The sequence below is a fragment of the Virgibacillus carmonensis genome (genome assembly GCF_057836705.1).
Map to the genome: position 1 here is coordinate 1 of NZ_JBYQFJ010000026.1, position 16,659 is coordinate 16,659.

15 protein-coding genes are annotated in these 16,659 nt (G+C 39.2%); 12 read left to right on the top strand and 3 right to left on the bottom strand.

Annotation, left to right across the window (positions count from 1 at the left end):
• The first annotated feature begins 259 nt into the window (after positions 1–259).
• The 12 genes from AC3G7N_RS16225 (at position 260) to AC3G7N_RS16280 (ending at position 13,496) form a co-directional block, all read left to right on the top strand.
• On the top strand, positions 260–1,705 hold the full coding sequence (locus AC3G7N_RS16225) for a DEAD/DEAH box helicase (protein ID WP_489423213.1): 1,446 nt from the start codon (positions 260–262) through the stop codon (positions 1,703–1,705).
• 365 nt (positions 1,706–2,070) lie between these two features.
• A complete protein-coding gene (locus AC3G7N_RS16230; RefSeq protein WP_489423214.1) occupies positions 2,071–3,747 on the top strand; it encodes a sigma-54 interaction domain-containing protein in 1,677 nt (558 codons plus the stop codon).
• 495 nt (positions 3,748–4,242) lie between these two features.
• On the top strand, positions 4,243–5,391 hold the full coding sequence (locus AC3G7N_RS16235) for an acyl-CoA dehydrogenase family protein (protein WP_489423215.1): 1,149 nt from the start codon (positions 4,243–4,245) through the stop codon (positions 5,389–5,391).
• A 48-nt stretch (positions 5,392–5,439) separates the two neighbouring features.
• The gene (locus tag AC3G7N_RS16240) at positions 5,440–6,699 is read left to right on the top strand and encodes an MFS transporter (RefSeq protein ID WP_489423216.1); all 1,260 of its coding nucleotides are present in this window, start codon (positions 5,440–5,442) and stop codon (positions 6,697–6,699) included.
• Positions 6,700–6,731: 32 nt separating this feature from the next.
• Positions 6,732–8,339 carry a long-chain-fatty-acid--CoA ligase gene (locus AC3G7N_RS16245; protein WP_489423217.1) on the top strand — a complete coding sequence of 536 codons (1,608 nt, stop codon included), beginning with the start codon at positions 6,732–6,734 and terminating at the stop codon, positions 8,337–8,339.
• A gap of 20 nt (positions 8,340–8,359) precedes the next feature.
• Positions 8,360–9,508, top strand: a complete 1,149-nt coding sequence (locus AC3G7N_RS16250; RefSeq protein ID WP_489423218.1) for an acyl-CoA dehydrogenase family protein — start codon at positions 8,360–8,362, stop codon at positions 9,506–9,508.
• Between the two features lie 27 nt (positions 9,509–9,535).
• Positions 9,536–10,720 carry a thiolase family protein gene (locus AC3G7N_RS16255; RefSeq protein WP_489423219.1) on the top strand — a complete coding sequence of 395 codons (1,185 nt, stop codon included), beginning with the start codon at positions 9,536–9,538 and terminating at the stop codon, positions 10,718–10,720.
• A gap of 90 nt (positions 10,721–10,810) precedes the next feature.
• Positions 10,811–11,575: an SDR family oxidoreductase gene (locus AC3G7N_RS16260; RefSeq protein ID WP_489423220.1), complete on the top strand. Its 765-nt coding sequence runs from the start codon at positions 10,811–10,813 to the stop codon at positions 11,573–11,575.
• 31 nt (positions 11,576–11,606) lie between these two features.
• Positions 11,607–12,044 carry a MaoC family dehydratase N-terminal domain-containing protein gene (locus AC3G7N_RS16265; protein ID WP_489423221.1) on the top strand — a complete coding sequence of 146 codons (438 nt, stop codon included), beginning with the start codon at positions 11,607–11,609 and terminating at the stop codon, positions 12,042–12,044.
• Positions 12,041–12,445, top strand: coding sequence for a MaoC/PaaZ C-terminal domain-containing protein (locus tag AC3G7N_RS16270; protein ID WP_489423222.1), 405 nt, complete (start codon positions 12,041–12,043; stop codon positions 12,443–12,445). The genes AC3G7N_RS16265 and AC3G7N_RS16270 overlap by 4 nt, the downstream gene beginning before the upstream one ends.
• Before the next feature lie 155 nt (positions 12,446–12,600).
• A complete protein-coding gene (locus AC3G7N_RS16275; RefSeq protein ID WP_489423223.1) occupies positions 12,601–13,017 on the top strand; it encodes an acyl-CoA thioesterase in 417 nt (138 codons plus the stop codon).
• A 203-nt stretch (positions 13,018–13,220) separates the two neighbouring features.
• Positions 13,221–13,496: a spore morphogenesis/germination protein YwcE gene (locus tag AC3G7N_RS16280; RefSeq protein ID WP_489423224.1), complete on the top strand. Its 276-nt coding sequence runs from the start codon at positions 13,221–13,223 to the stop codon at positions 13,494–13,496.
• A 265-nt stretch (positions 13,497–13,761) separates the two neighbouring features.
• On the opposite strand, the gene qoxD is transcribed toward AC3G7N_RS16280, so the two are convergent.
• The 3 genes from qoxD to qoxB are packed head-to-tail and all read right to left on the bottom strand — an operon-like array spanning position 13,762 to position 16,658.
• Positions 13,762–14,115 carry a cytochrome aa3 quinol oxidase subunit IV gene (gene qoxD, locus AC3G7N_RS16285; RefSeq protein ID WP_489423225.1) on the bottom strand — a complete coding sequence of 118 codons (354 nt, stop codon included), beginning with the start codon at positions 14,113–14,115 and terminating at the stop codon, positions 13,762–13,764.
• Position 14,116: 1 nt separating this feature from the next.
• Complete coding sequence (qoxC, locus tag AC3G7N_RS16290; RefSeq protein WP_489423226.1) at positions 14,117–14,722, bottom strand: cytochrome aa3 quinol oxidase subunit III; 606 nt, start codon at positions 14,720–14,722, stop codon at positions 14,117–14,119.
• Positions 14,715–16,658, bottom strand: coding sequence for a cytochrome aa3 quinol oxidase subunit I (gene qoxB, locus AC3G7N_RS16295; protein WP_489423227.1), 1,944 nt, complete (start codon positions 16,656–16,658; stop codon positions 14,715–14,717). Before qoxB ends, qoxC begins: the two co-directional genes overlap by 8 nt.
• Position 16,659 lies beyond the last annotated feature (1 nt).

Sequence of the window (16,659 nt, forward strand, 5' to 3'; positions counted from 1 at the left end):
AGCGCCGATGGTAGTTGGGACTTTGTCCCTGCAAGAGTAGGACGCCGCCAGGCAAATAACAAAAACACCAGGACATGGTTATCCTGGTGTTTTTGTTTGGAGTTAAATAGTTATATTCTTACTTTATTAATATAACTAGTAAAGTCACTTTTTCTTGCCCAAATACGATATAATAAACATAGTTAGATTTTGCATATGATATTTTGGTTTAGAGAATCCTATATATAAAGTCGAATAATACAAAAAAAGAGGCTAATACATGAATAAAACAAATTTTGAAGAATACAATTTAAGCGATGAAATAGGAAGAGCACTTGGTGTGTTGAAATACGATACTCCTACAGAGGTTCAACGTGAAGTAATACCAAAAGCAATGAAAAATCAGGACCTTGTAGTAAAATCGCAAACCGGCAGTGGTAAAACTGCATCCTTTGGTATCCCTATCTGTGAAATGATGGAATGGGAAGAAAAAATGCCACAAGCATTAATTCTTACACCAACTCGAGAGCTTGCCGTTCAAGTCCGAGAAGATATAACGAATATTGGAAGGTTTAAACGGATCAAGGCTATGGCAGTTTATGGAAAAGAGCCGTTTTCAAAACAAAGGGAAGAATTGAAACAAAAAACGCATGTAGTTGTTGGCACACCAGGTCGTGTAATGGACCACATTGAAAGAGAAACAGTGGTTTTGGACCAAATAAAGTATCTGATTATCGATGAAGCTGATGAAATGCTTAATATGGGTTTTATCAATGAAGTAGAAGCAATTATACAAGAACTCCCTTCTGAAAGAGTGACGATGGTATTCTCTGCGACATTGCCTAAAGATGTTGAAAGTCTTTGTCACAAATATATGAAGGATCCTAGTCATATCGAGATTGCTACGACAGGGGTAACAACGGGTACGATTGATCATCGGGTTATCGAAGTGAAGAACGAAGAAAAAATTTCACTGCTTAAGGACGTGACGGTTGTTGAAAACCCAGACAGTTGTATCATTTTTTGCAGAACCAAAGAACATGTCGATACGGTGGCTGCCGAGCTTGATAAATTTAATTATTCCTGTGAAAAACTCCATGGAGGGTTAGAACAAGAAGATCGTTTTGCGGTTATGGACGGTTTCAAAACTGGGAACTTCCGGTATTTAGTGGCAACTGATGTAGCTGCTAGAGGAATTGATATTGATAATGTGACAATTGTTATTAATTATGATGTTCCAATGGAAAAAGAGAGCTATGTTCACCGCACAGGAAGAACAGGGCGTGCTGGCAATAAAGGAAAGGCGATAACGTTTGCGACACCCCATGAAGGGAAATTTCTTAAAGCAATTGAAAAATACATTGGCTTTGAGCTGTCTTCTATGGAAGTTCCGACGCGAGAAGAAGTAGTTAGAGGAAAAGTTGATTTTGAAGAAAAAGCCAGTGGTCGTCGAATCGTTAAAAATAATAAAACTGCACGAATAAACAAAGATATTACAAAACTCCATTTCAGTGGAGGAAAAAAGAAGAAAATTCGAGCTGTAGATTTTGTTGGAACCATTGCTAAAATTCAAGGTGTCACAGCAGAAGATATTGGGATTATAACCATTCAGGACAATTTTTCATACGTTGATATCCTTAATGGAAAAGGCTCATTAGTTATACAAGCTATGGAAAACACAACGGTTAAAGGAAAGAAGTTGAAAGTGAGTACCGCGGTTAAGTAAATAATGTTTCAAAAAGGACGATTATGCCAAGGCTAATCGTCCTTTTAGTTTCTAATTAGTTAAAAAGGAAAAAATATGACGGATTTAGAGAATATATAAAGAAATGCACTTTAGCGGTTTTTATAACAAGTAATCTGAATTTTTATGTTACTATATTCTTGGTAAGCATTCCAACTAACTATATAATGCAGGGGGATAACATGAAATTAAAACTGATACACACCAACCCATGCGCCTATTTGCTGTGATCGCTAAAGTGACTGGATGGTTCACTGGAATCATAGTATAATGTAAAAATGTAGGCCAATTCATACTATTGGAAATGTGTTTAAGGATAGATTTATCATTCCAAAGGCGGTGAAATAATGATTCTCAACGATGTAGTGGAGAGTATTCCGCTTCCAGCTGTTGTCATTAATAAGGATGAAATAGTGCTTTCATATAATCATTTGATGGAAGCAAGTTTAGAAGAAGTAATGGTAACAGGGGAAAGCATACAGAATGCTTTTCTTAGATGGGAAACTGATTCCAGCTCGGAAATAATTATGGCAGAATCCGGTAAAAAACGCTTTATTTTTATTGAAGGTCCTCTAAATGGTGACAAATTATTGATCGGTAAAGAAACGTCGGAGCTGTCTGCGCTAAAAAGTGAAAACAAAGAGCTGAAAAACTTAACACATGAGTTAGATGCTATTATAGAAAGTTCATATGACGGTATTTATATCACGGATGCTAAAGGGATTACATGGAAAACGAATTCAGCTATTGAGAGGATCACAAGTATTCCCAAAGAATATTATATTGGAAAAAGTGTGGACGCTTTGATTAAAAGGGGTATATTAAGAAAATCTGTTACACATAAAGTAGTGAAGCAGCGGAGAACCGTATCGGTAGTGCAGGATAATTTCGCCGGAAAAGAAATTTTGATAACAGGTACCCCTGTATTTAATGAAGATGGAGAAATTGATAAGGTTGTAACAAATATTAGAGATCTATCAGACTTAAATGAATTGCAAGCTGAATTAGAGAAAATGAATCAGTTAAATAACAAATATAAAAAGGAACTGGCTTTGCTGAAAAATAAGACGGATCGATTAGATGGAATTGTCATTAATAGTGAACAAATGAGAATGATTTATGGCACTGCCGATCGAATAGCTGATATCGACGCGACTGTACTGCTATTGGGTGAAACGGGTGTCGGAAAAGACATTCTTGGTAAATACATATTCACAAATAGTGTGCGATCAAGGGAAGGGGATTTTATTAAAATAAATTGCGGTGCCATTCCCCCTGACTTACTAGAGTCTGAATTATTCGGTTATGAAAGTGGTGCATTTACTGGTGCGAACCGTCAAGGTAAGCCTGGAATGTTTGAGATGGCAGACAAAGGGGTTCTTTTTTTAGACGAGATTGGTGAGTTGCCGTTACAGTTGCAGGTGAAATTACTGAGGGTTCTTCAAGAAAATGAAATCCAAAGAATCGGTGGGACAAAGCCAAGAAAAGTGGATGTTCGAATCATTGCTGCTACCAATCGGAACTTAAAAGAGATGGTAACTAAGGGAGATTTTCGTGAGGATTTATATTACAGACTGAATGTGCTTCCAATTTTTATTCCGCCGCTTAAAGACCGCCGTGATGACATCATGCCTTTAATCCAAACCTTTTTAAACCAAGCGAATGAAAAGTATTTCATGACAAAACTTCTGGATGGCAAGTTAAAAGATTTCTTATTCACCTATGACTGGCCAGGGAATCTACGGGAACTTTCGAATCTTATTGAAAGATTAGTCGTTATCACTCCTGATGATACTATAAAAATGGAGAACCTTCCCTCTGAATACCGCGAATCAAGTGAACCAACGATAGGACCTTCCTCAATTGTTTCCTTAAAGGAAGCTACAGAAATGGCGGAAGCAAAGGTGCTGGGCCTTGCGGTAGAAAAGTACAAAAATACGTATGATATTGCAAAGGCATTAGATTCAAGCCAGCCGACAATTGTTAGGAAGCTGAAGAAATATAATTTGATGGTAAAAGGATGAAGGAAGAATAGTGGGCCAATATCGCGCAGGAAACCCGTTTATCGCGTAATGATCACATGAAATCGCGCCCAAAACCCGATTATCGCGCAGTGGCGTTTTCATATCGCGTGATAACCCGTTTTCAGAACTATGTTGCTCGATTTTGCCCCACTACCGCGCTAATTCAACGTATTACTGCGCGATTCGATCCACGAATTGCGCGGCTTGTCTTACATATTATAAGCCAACGATTCATAGTTGAATCAAATAATTCAATTATGAATCAGTTAGATGCCTCATTTAAAGCCAAATTGATTTATTTATGAATTATTAGTGGCTCTGCATTTTAAAAAAATGTTGAAACTTCTCATTCTCCAAAAATAAACCTTTCTGATGAAAAGCGTAAAGACTGCAGTTTGCAGCCTTTTTTTTATGCATTCTTTTAATGAAAACTGTTCTTGGCATGAAAATTGCAAGATTATCTAGGAAGAACATAAAAAGGAAGGGTGTTTCTAAATGGCGGTAGCAGTTACTGATGAATTACAACAAATGAAAAAAATGATTAAAAACTTTGTAGATAAAGAGGTTGAACCCTATGCACAACAAATTGAAGATGAGGATGCGATCCCACAACACTTAGTTGAAAAAGCGAAGGAACTTGGTTTGTTTGGTATGAGCATTCCGGAAGAATATGGTGGGATTGGTCTTAACGCAGTTGGGAAAGCAACGGTATTGGAACAGCTGGGTAGAACACATAATGGATTTGTTTCTTTGATCAGTGCCCATACCGGGATAGGAAGTACAGGACTTGTAAAACTTGCCTCGGAACAACTGAAACAAAAATACCTTCCAGATATGGCTGCTGGGAATAAAATAGCAGCGTTTGCCTTATCAGAACCAGGCGCTGGCTCAGATGCTACGAATTTATCTACGCAAGCAGAAAAAGTGGGAGACCAATGGATTGTTAATGGGACCAAACATTTTATTACAAATGCCCCGGTTGCTGATGTGTTTACAGTTTTTGCGTTAACAGACAAGGATAAAGGTGCTAAAGGCGGAATTACAGCATTTCTGATTGAAAAGGATTTTCCAGGACTGATTATTGGTAAAAAGGACAAGAAAATGGGACTGCGAGGATCATATACCGCTCAAGTTATTTTTGAAAATTGTATAGTGCCAGAGGAGAATGTCATCGGAGAAGTTGGGATGGGTTACATGAATGCCTTGAAAATTCTTGGAGAGGGGCGCATTGGTCTAGCAGCTAGAGCAGTGGGTTCATGTGATAAACTAATAGAATTATCAGCTAGCTATGCAAAAGAACGGGTACAGTTTGGAAAGCCGATTGCAAGTAATCAGGGAATCCAATGGTTGTTAGCTGATATGGCTACAGAAACAGAAGCTGCACGAACATTGACGATGATGGCTGCAGAAAAGGTAGATGACGGGAAGAAGGTAATCAAGGAAGCATCAATGGCCAAACTATTCGCTTCAGAGGTATTTAATAAAGTAGCTGATAAGGCAGTACAGATTCACGGTGGGATTGGATACATTGCAGAATATCCTGTTGAACGTTTTTACCGGGATGCAAGAATTACGAAAATCTATGAAGGAACAAATGAAATCCAACGAATGATCATAGCGAGACGCGTTCTTGAGGAAAATTAAAAATAAGAACCACTAATACAGTAACATAATCAGAAAAGGGGTTTTTACATGCGTTGGGTAGTTCTCGTTCTCTTGTTCCTTGGAATGATCATTAACTTTGCAGATAAGTCTATTATCGGTCTTGCTGCTGTCCCTATTATGGCTGATTTAAATCTATCATACGTAGAATGGGGCATTGTTGGAAGTAGTTATTACTGGCTTTATCCCGTAACAGGTATAATTGGTGCAATGTTTTCCGATCGATTCGGTGCGAAGAAAGTACTTGGGTCCGTCATGCTTGTTTGGGCGGTTTTACAATTTGGTGTACTAGTAATTACAGCTTTACCGTTGTTAATTGTCTACCGGGTTTTACTAGGTGCTTTTGAAGGTCCCTTTAGCCCTGTCGCTTATAGCCATGCAAATAAATGGTTTCCTCCAAAACTCAGAGGATTTGCGAATGCAGTAGTTGTATCAGGAGCTACGGTAGGTGCAATGGTTGTTGCGCCTCTTCTCGTTGCTTTAATTAGTATTTTTGGCTGGAAGGTGGCATTTGCATGCTTAGGGGCAGCAAGTATTATCTGGGCGATTGGATTTCAGTTCTTGACGAAGGAAAGCCCGGTGAAAGCGTATGAGAAAGTAAAGAAGAAGAAAGCTAAATTAGAAAAACTTCATCTCAAGGATTTTGGAAAGTTACTTGCTTCACCAACAGCATTATTTACGACACTTGCTTATTTCTCGACCTACTTTTTAGTTGTATGGATTGCTGTTTGGTTACCTGTTTATCTTGTCGAAGTTATCGGTATGTCCGCGACTGAAATGGGTTTTGGTGTTATGATAATTGGAATCGCTTCCATGGTTATTTATGTAGGGACTTCCTCGTTATCCGATCATGTCTTTAAGAAGACCCAAAATTGGCGTCTGTCGAGGGTATATGTCGTAGGAGGCTCAATGGCCATTGGTGCACTATGCATGGCCTCTATTACCATTTTTCAAAATCCAATTTGGGTTGTAGCTGCCATGTGCATTGCTAAAGGATTAACCTATACCATTTTGCCAATCGGCCCCACAATTATGATCAATGAACTTCCTGATCGAGGTGGTTTAATGACCAGTATTTTAACATCATCAGGCAATATTGCTGGAATTATAGCGCCTTTAGTTACAGGATCTTTAATAGGGCTTTCAGGTTCCAATAAGATATTGGGGTATAATTACTCCATTTTATTCATGGCAGCCCTCGTTTTGATCTTTGCTATTTTGTTTATTTTATTAGTGAAACCAACCGCTTCAAGCAAAGTAGTAGTAGAAGATGTGAAAAATGTCCAATGATAACCGACTGATTATTTTAGGAGGGATTATTTTTGCATAAATTACAAAGTCGTCCTTGGCATAAGTATTATCTCGATCAATCGTATCGGTTAGAGTTTCCGGAGACTTCACTTTACGAGATTTTAACAGAGTCTGCAAAAAAGTATGGTGAACACATAGCAATTACGTTTGTAGATGAAAAAATAACGTACGATGAACTGAAAAACCGAACAGATCGATTGGCAGGTAGCTGGAAAGAGATGGGCTTTACGAAAGGAGAACGGATGGGTCTGATGGTGGGCAACCATCCTGATTATATTGTGTCTTATTATGCAGCACATGCTTTAGGTTTAGTTGTTGTTCAACTCAATCCTTCCTATACAACCCGTGAATTGCTTCAAATTTTAAATGATGCCGATGTCCATTATATTGTGGCAGATGCTGTTTCATTGAAAACCGTTCTCGAAATTGATACGTTATATTCATTTAAAGAAATTATGGTATCCCAACTTCACAAAACGGAAGCAAATCGTCACTTTTGGCACCTGAACGATTTAATCAGGTCAGACATTCTGCTCGATTCAGCCATTTCTATTGACCCAAAGGAAGATGTTGCTGTTATCCAGTATACGGGAGGCACAACAGGGAAAATAAAAGGGGCTATGTTGACTCAAAACAATTTACTAACCAATGTATTACAAAGCTATACCATGTACAGGCAAAAAGTTGTTCCTGGTAAAGAAACGATTTTAACGGCTACACCTCTATATCACGTTTATGCCATGACTAGCGCGATGAATCTAGGAATCTATATAGGAGCCAATATATTATTGATTCCAAAATTTAATGTTGATAAAGTAATGACACTAATAAAAGAACATCGCCCTACTTTTTTTCCAGGTGTACCAAAAATGTACATATCATTTGCGAATTATCCTAACGCAGAATCCTATGGTCTAGACTGTTTTAAGGTTTGTTCATCGGGATCAGCCCCTTTACCTATTGAGGTAATTAAAAAGTTTGAAACGATATCAGGCACTGAAATTTTAGAAGGATTTGGTATGTCAGAAACTTCACCAACGACTCACCGTACACCGATTAATGGGGAAAGAAAAGTTGGGAGTATTGGAATTCCTGTGCCTGGGACAGACTGCCGCATTGTTGATCAGGATCACCGTCTTCTGGAAACCAATTCAGTAGGAGAACTATTAATTAAAGGTCCACAAATAATGAAAGGCTATTGGAATAACGTAACAGAAACAAACCATGTCCTGCAGAATGGCTGGATGCACACAGGTGATTTAGCCATGATGGATGAAGATGGTTACTTTTACATTGTAGGAAGAAAAAAAGAAATGATTATTAATGGCGGTTTTAATATTTATCCACAGGAAATTGAAAGCGTTTTATACGAGCATCCCGATGTTGAGGAATGTGCTGTTGTAGGGATACCTGATCCACAAATAGGTGAATTGGTAAAGGCATTTATTGTACCTAAGAACGGACATGCCATTGATCTTGAAGAAGTAAAAGGTCATTGTTACCGCAATTTAACCAGGTATAAGGTTCCCAAGCAATTCAAAATCTTGGATGTCTTGCCAAGGAATACTGTAGGGAAACTTTTAAAGCGGAAATTAGTGGAAGAAGACTCTTACAACTAGGTTTGAATGGGGTGAAAGCATTGAATTTTAATTTAGACGAAGATATTCAGTTTTTAAAAAAGAATGTTCGTGATTTCGTACAGACAGAAGTAGAAGCAGTGGCAATGGAGATTGAAAAAGAAGATAAAATCCCTGACCGCATTATCGAAATGTCGAAGGAAATGGGCTTGTTCGGTCTAAGTATCCCAGAAGACTATGGTGGTCTGGGAATAGGCATGGTAGGAAAATGTGCGTTGTACGAAGAAATCGGGGCAACACATAACGGTTATACCACATTAATTGGTGCTCACACTGGAATTGGAACAGTTGGGATTGTTGAACTTGGAAATAATGAACAAAAAGAAAAATACCTACCACCCTTAGCGAGCGGTGAAAAAATAGGTGCATTTGCTCTTACTGAACCAAGTGCAGGATCTAACGCCAGTAATTTAAAAACAACAGCTGTCAAAAAAGGCGATAACTATAGTTTAAATGGGACGAAACATTATATTACGAATGCGACGGAAGCAGAAGTATTCACTGTCATGGCTGTTACAGACCCGAGTAAAGGAGCGAAAGGAATAACATCCTTTATCGTAGAGAAAGACTTCCCTGGCTTTCATGTAGGTGCGATTGAGCCGAAGATGGGTTTAAAGGGTTCTCAATCCGCCGAGATTATTTTAGAAGATTGCGAGGTTCCGATTGAAAATGTATTGGGAGTAGAGGGCCAAGGCTATATGAACGCCTTAAAAATTCTAGCAAATGGGCGAGCTGGTTTGGCAGCAAGAAATTTAGGTTCTTGTCAAAAATTAATAGACTTATCGATGCATTATGTACAGGAACGGGAACAATTTGGTGTCCCTATTATTGAACATCAAGCAGTCGCACATATGGTTTCAGAAATGGCAGTTGAAATGGAAGCATTGCGCTCATTCACTTATCGAGTTGCGTCGATGGTAGATGAAGGAAAGAAAGTAATTAAAGAAGCTGCCATGTTGAAGCTATTTGGATCAGAAGTATATAACCGGGTAGCTGACAAAGCGGTGCAAGTTCACGGTGGGATCGGATATATTGCAGATTATCCAATTGAACGGTTTTTCCGTGATGCACGAATTACTAGAATATATGAAGGAACATCCGAAATTCAAAAAAATATCATCGCAGGGCAATTAAAAAAAGAGTATAGCTAATTGCCGAAATATAAAGGAGGGTAATGTATGAAAGAAGGTATTGTTATTGTTAGTGCTGTTCGAACACCAATTGGTGCTTATGGGGGCTCTCTAAAAGGAATAAGCTCAAGCCATTTAGCCTCCATTGCAATTAAGGAAGCAATAAACCGTGCTGGCATATCGCCAGAACAAGTGGACGAAGCAATTATGGGTGAAGTACGCCAAACTACGGAATCATCAAATATTGGAAGAGTAGCAGCATTACGGGCAGGGATTCCAGAATCGTCCCCTGCATACACTGTCAATCGATTATGTGCTTCGGGCATGCAGGCAATAGCATCAGGTGTTCAGCAAATTATTTTTGATCAGGCAGATATTATAGTAGCTGGGGGTACGGAAAGCATGAGCCGATCTCCTATTTATCTTAGAAATTCAAGATTTGGGGGCGACAAAACGACATTAGTTGATTCAAATGCAGAAGCGGGACAGCAACCCCCGGAAATGTATGGAAAAAATTTAGGAATGGGCATGACTGCTGAAAACGTTGCAAAAAGGTATCAAGTTTCAAGAGAAGACCAGGATGCTTTTGCGATAGAAAGCCAACGAAGAGCAAATCAAGCCATTAATGATGGAAGATTCAAGAATGAAATTGTTCCAGTTGAGGTAACAGAAAGGAAAAAAACTTTCTCTGTCGATTCAGATGAACATCCTCGTCCAGAAACAACCATTGAAAAGTTAGCAAAGTTACGACCTGCATTCAAGGAAAATGGTACAGTCACTGCTGGGAATACGTGCGGACGCAATGATGGTGCCGCGTCTTTAGTAATGATGAAGGAATCACAAGCAAAGTCATTAGGTCTGAAGCCTCTCGCACGTATTATTGACTGGGCAACCGCCGGAGTTTCACCTGAAGTGATGGGTATTGGTCCTGTCCCAGCTGTTAATAAGTTGCTAAAAAGAACATCTAAACAAATGGAAGATGTGGATTTAATTGAATTAAATGAAGCATTTGCATCCCAATCGTTGGCAGTGATTCGCGAACTTTCACTTGATCCAGAAAAGGTGAACGTTAATGGTGGAGCGATAGCGCTAGGACATCCTGTTGGTGCAAGTGGTGCCAGAATCATTACCACCCTTTTACATGAGTTGATAAGAAGGAAAGAGCAATTAGGTATCGCTACTTTATGTGCTGGTGGAGGACAAGGAATGGCCATGATGATTGAACGCATTTAACAAGATAGTAACAGTACGTTTAGTAAGACTAGGAATTAAATCATTTCTAGACAATATATAAAAATACGTGTAAAAATGGAGGAATTAATTATGACAGGCAGATTTGAAGGTAAAGTTGCGTTTGTAACAGGTGGAAGTCGCGGAATAGGAAGAGGAATTATTCAACGATTTGCTGAAGAAGGAGCAAAGGTAGCAATTATTGACATAAATGAAGAGGCTCTAAATGAGGCAGCGGATGAATTAAAAGCTCAAGGCTATGAAGTCTATACGAAAGTTGCTAATGTTGTTCATGCAGAAGAAATAGAGGCGGCAATGGAAGAAGTTGTTGCAACATTTGGATCCCTCGATGTACTTGTTAATAATGCGGGCATTCTTCGGGATAACCTATTATTTAAAATGACAGATAGTGACTGGCAGCAAGTAATGGATGTTCATTTAAAAGGTTCATTTAATGCTGCACGTGCAGCCCAGAAACATATGGTAGGCAATAAATACGGAAGAATCATTAACATTTCATCAACATCTGCTCTGGGTAATCGTGGGCAAGCAAACTATGCAACTGCTAAAGCGGGGTTACAAGGTTTAACAAAAACGCTAGCGATTGAGCTTGGTAAATTTGGTATTACTGTAAATGCTGTTGCCCCAGGTTTTATTGAGACGGAGATGACAAAAATAACCGCTCAAAGAATTGGTATTACGTTTGAGGAATTAGTAAAAGCAAGTGTGAAAAATATCCCTGTTAACAGGAGTGGGAAACCAGAAGATATTGCAAATGCTGTTGCCTTTTTTGCAGATGAGCGATCATCATTTGTTAATGGTCAAGTAATCTATGTCGCTGGAGGGCCAAAAGATTAAATCCTATTTTATAGCAAAAGGAGATGTATACATGCTGAAGGAATCGATTGGAAAACGCTCCGATAAAGTTAAAAATGCAGTTGAAAGAGGCCTGGTGAAAAAGTTTGCTGAATCCATTGGTGATTTACATCCTATTTTTATAGATGAAGAATTTGGAAGAAAATCAAGGTATGGCATTAATATTGCACCGCCAACCTTTCCACGGGTCTTTGATTATGGAGAGGTTGATGGACTAAAACTCCCGAGTAAAGGGCTGATTCACGGGGAGCAAACCTATCATTATGAGAGACCGTTAATGGTAGATGAAAAGATTTACTGTTACACAGAAATAAAGGATTACTATGAGAAAAAAGGAATGGGATTTTTCGTATTAAAAAGATATGGGGAAGACCCTAAAGGCAAAATGATCTTCTCATCAGAGCAAGTTATTATCATAACGGAAGCAGTAAGGAAGGTGATGAAGCTTTGAAAAATGTAACAGAATTACAAAACGGTGAATCACTTGAAGATGTAATACTGGAATCTGTATCTAGGCTTGATTTGATTAAATATGCAGGTGCTTCGGGTGATTATAACCCTATCCACACAATCGATGACGAAGCGAAGAAAGCAGGATTACCAGGAATTATAGCCCATGGAATGTGGACAATGGGAAACCTGGCTAAACTTTTCACTCCTTATTATGAAGACGGATTTATTCAAGATTATACGATCCGATTTAAAGGTATGGTTTTTCTAAATGATGTCCTTACTCTAAAAGCAATCGTGCAGGAAGTAAGGGAAACCCACATCGATTTTAACGTGCTGGCTGCCAATCAAGATGGAAAAGAAGTTATCAAAGGAAGTGTACAATTTTTCATATACAAATAGCCAGCATCGAAGCACAACAGAAAAACAAATAGGATACGTTCTTCTTCAGATAACGGCACCTATTAAAAAAGTTCAAAACAAAACGGAACAGATCTGAAGAAGGACGCTAATCAGCATAGGAAATGATTGTACTTGTTAGTTTAAGGGGGAATTCCATGATAACAACGCATGAAAATGAAGTGTATGTTCGATTTTGTGAAACAGATGCAGCTGGTCATGTGAATAATACGAGTTATTTTTTATATCTTGAGGAAGCGCGCACAAAATTCTTTCAAGTACTTGGCATCGATCGAAAGCACCGGGATTCTTCTTTAGACTTTATTTTAGCGTCTACGAAATGTGATTACTTGGCACAATCCTATGCTGGTCAAACGCTACAAGTTTCCACAAATGTATCTAAAATAGGCACGAAAAGTTTTACATTAAACCATTTGATAACTGAAGCAGCTTCAGGAATAGTAATTGCAAAGGGCTCTGCCACCACTGTTTGTTTTAATTATGTGGAGCAAAAAACTGAAGCTATTCCAGATTCATTACGAGAAAATCTAGAAGGTTATGTTGTTGTAAATTAAATATACTGATACGCACTTTCAATAGGCGAATTTACATTCTACAGGAACCTCGATGATCATCTTCTTATCTTTTCCCCTATGCAACGTTAAATTTGACCAATTAATGGACAAATAATGAATGTTTTGTGTCATTTTTACAAATAATTTGATATACTATAAGTAGAAACCGCATGCAACGTGTATGTAGTAATAGGAGATGATTTATGATGGGTATTGCAGTGATGTTTATGTTATTGGCAACGCTTACCCCATACCTATTTATTCGCCTGAAGAAGCGAGTAATTGCTGTAATTCAGAGCGTGTTACTTGTGGGTATGTGGCTATACTTCCTTGAAGTAATGTTCCAGGCTGCACCTGCTGCATTTTCGTTAACATGGTCAATGTTTTATTTGAGTCTTATTCTCGCAGAAGTGGCTTGGGTGATGTTCATCATTCACATGGTTAAACAGCCAGCAACATACAAACGAACTTATCAGTAATAAGAAAACCCCCCTTTTCCTGTGGAGAAGGGGGGTTCTTTTGTTGCTATGCCTCACAGCGAAACAGTTGCAAAACCGCTTGTATAAAGGCAACGAAAGAAATGCTGAGGAAAAGCACTTTTGGTGAATAACCTGAATAGAGTGCTCCCCAGAGTGAAAAAGCAGTGAGTAAAATACAGAGGATAAACCCAATAATAGGCTTCCACTTTAATCCGAATTCATTTGCGTGTTTGTTTAATTCCAAAACCGGTCACCTGCCTCTATATTAATGGTCCATATGCTCCTGGTGTTGTTCTTGCTGATTTGGATCACCGCCATGATCATGGCCGAACGACATGGTAAACAGGGACCCTGCAACAACAATCGAGGCAATTACAAAACCGTGAAACATCATATTCCAGGGTACATGGCCATTTCCGCTTGCGAATTCGGTCATGTGCATAAACATGAACAACTGAATTCCTGCTTGTATGACGGCTAGAGCCATAATGGCAATGATAACCCAGGTTACCGGCAAGTCAGATCTAAGAGCCGTCCAAGCCGCCAGCAATGTGAGGGAAAGGGATAATAGAAAGCCAATAATATGGTTAACTGGGATTTTTCTGGATTGTTTTTGCATGTTAAACCACCATCCCGATTAAATAGACACTTGTAAAAATAAATATCCAAACGACGTCTAAGAAATGCCAGTACAAGCCTACAATGAAGACTTTACGGCTTGTGACTGGTGTAATGCCTCGCTTTGCAATCTGAATGAGGATCAAGATTGCCCAGCCAATGCCCAGTGTCACGTGTAGTCCATGCGTTCCGGCAAGTATGAAAAAGGCTGACCAAAATGCACTGGATTGTAATGTAGCTCCTTCATGGGCATAATGTATGAACTCTTCCACTTCAAAGCCAAGGAACGTTAAACCAAGGACTAAGGTAATTATAAGCCACGTTATTAAGCCTTTCTTTGACCCACGACGCATTTCGTGAATGGCAATTCCACACGTGAAACTGCTGGTGAGTAATAAGAAAGTCATGATGAGTGTGGATCCTGGTTCAAACAGTTCTGCTGGTGTCGGCGCATCCGCAGTTCTTCCAAACAATACGGCATAGGTAGCAAATAATGTTGCGAACAAGGCAATTTCTGCAGCCAGGAAAATCCAGAAGCCAAGAATGCTTAATCGTCCACTTTCTGTTCGGTATTCCAATGGTCCAGATTTAACTTCTTGTTCACTCATGATTTAACCCCCTTGCTTCCTGCTCAATGCGTTTAATTTCATCTACTTGTACATGATATCCTTCATCATAATCAAAGGAACGAACTCCCATCATAATAACTACGCCAACCATACCGATAATTGCGAGTGTAATCCATTCAAAAACAAGCGCGAAACTTGCTAAGAACAGGAGTCCCATCATGATAATCGGTTTTCCTGTATTGCTTGGCATATGAATGGGTTCTAACTTTTCCTCATCAAAGGTTGTTTCACCTTTTTCTTTCATTCCTATAAAAGGGTCGTAGCTATTAATTTCCGGTACCGTTGCAAAATTGTAGTGTGGTACTGGTGTTGGTGTAGCCCATTCTAGGGTTCTGCCATCCCAGGCATCACCTGTTTCTTCTCGCTCACTGTACCTGAAGCTGTAATAAATGTTGTAGACAAAGATGGCAAAGCCAATTCCCATTCCAAACGCTCCAATTGTCGAAATGAAATTAAGCGAGAACCACTCAGGCATGATGTAAAATACTCTTCGCGGCATTCCGTCTAGTCCAACAAAGTATTGTGGGAGGAAACAGACGTGAAAGCCCATGACAAAGAACCAGAAGCTCCATTTGCCAATTCGTTCATTCAATTTGTGTCCGAACATTTTCGGATACCAGTAAATTAATCCTGAGAAACAGGCGAATACCGTACCAGCGATTAACACATAGTGGAAGTGTGCAACCAAGAAGTAGGAATTATGGAACTGAAAATCCGCCGCAGCCATTCCGAGCATCACACCTGTAACCCCACCGATAACAAAGCTCGGGATGAATGCGAGTGCCCACATCATGGATGTCGTAAATTGAATCCGCGATTTATATAACGTTCCCAACCAGTTAAATATTTTCACACCAGTAGGAACTGCAATCAACATCGTTGAAATCGAGAATACTGAGTTGACAAATGCTCCTGCTCCCATCGTAAAGAAGTGATGTACCCATACCAGGAAGCTAAGTCCCGCAATTAGGATAATGGACCATACCATTGCCTTATAGCCGAATAATCGCTTTTTAGCAAATGTCGCAATAACTTCAGAGAAGATACCAAATGCCGGCAAAATGACAATATATACTTCGGGATGTCCCCACATCCAAAACAGGTTCGCCCACATCATTGGTAAACCTTCACCTGTGAGTGTAAAGAATTGCGATCCGAATATACGATCAATTGTCAGTAATGCCAAAGCTACGGTTAATATTGGAAACGCAAAAACGATAATGAAACTAGTTACTAACGTAGACCAAGTGAAAATTGGCATTTGAAACAGTTTCATACCTGGTGCTCGCATTTTTAGGATGGTAACCATTAAATTAATTCCGGTTGCCAGTGTACCAATTCCAGCGAGTTGCAGACCGAGTAAATAAAAGTTTTGACCAGGACCTGGGCTCATCGCTGCGCCTGCAAGTGGTGTATAACTAGTCCAACCTGCATCAGGTGACCCCCCGATAACAAATGAAATGTTAAATAACATTGCACCGAAGAAAAAAGACCAGAAACTTAGTGCATTAATAAATGGAAAAGCAAAGTCCCGAGCACCGATTTGTAAAGGAACTACAATGTTCATCAGGCCTATTAAAAATGGCATTGCCATAAAGATGATCATTACCGTACCATGTGTTGTAAAAATTTCATCATAATGTTGCGCACCTAAGAAATTCATATTTGGAAAGGCTAACTGCACCCGCATCATCATAGCATCCATTCCGCCACGGAATAACATAGCGAGCGCACTTAGGATATACATAATCCCAATTTTTTTATGGTCAACGGTAGTCAGCCATTCGCGCCACAACCAATTCCATTTTTTGAAATAAGTCAAGATGAAAAGAATTGCTGACGACACGAGCACAATAGCAACCATTCCACCGTATATTAGCGGTTCACCTGTAACAAAAAATTCATCGAGTTTCATA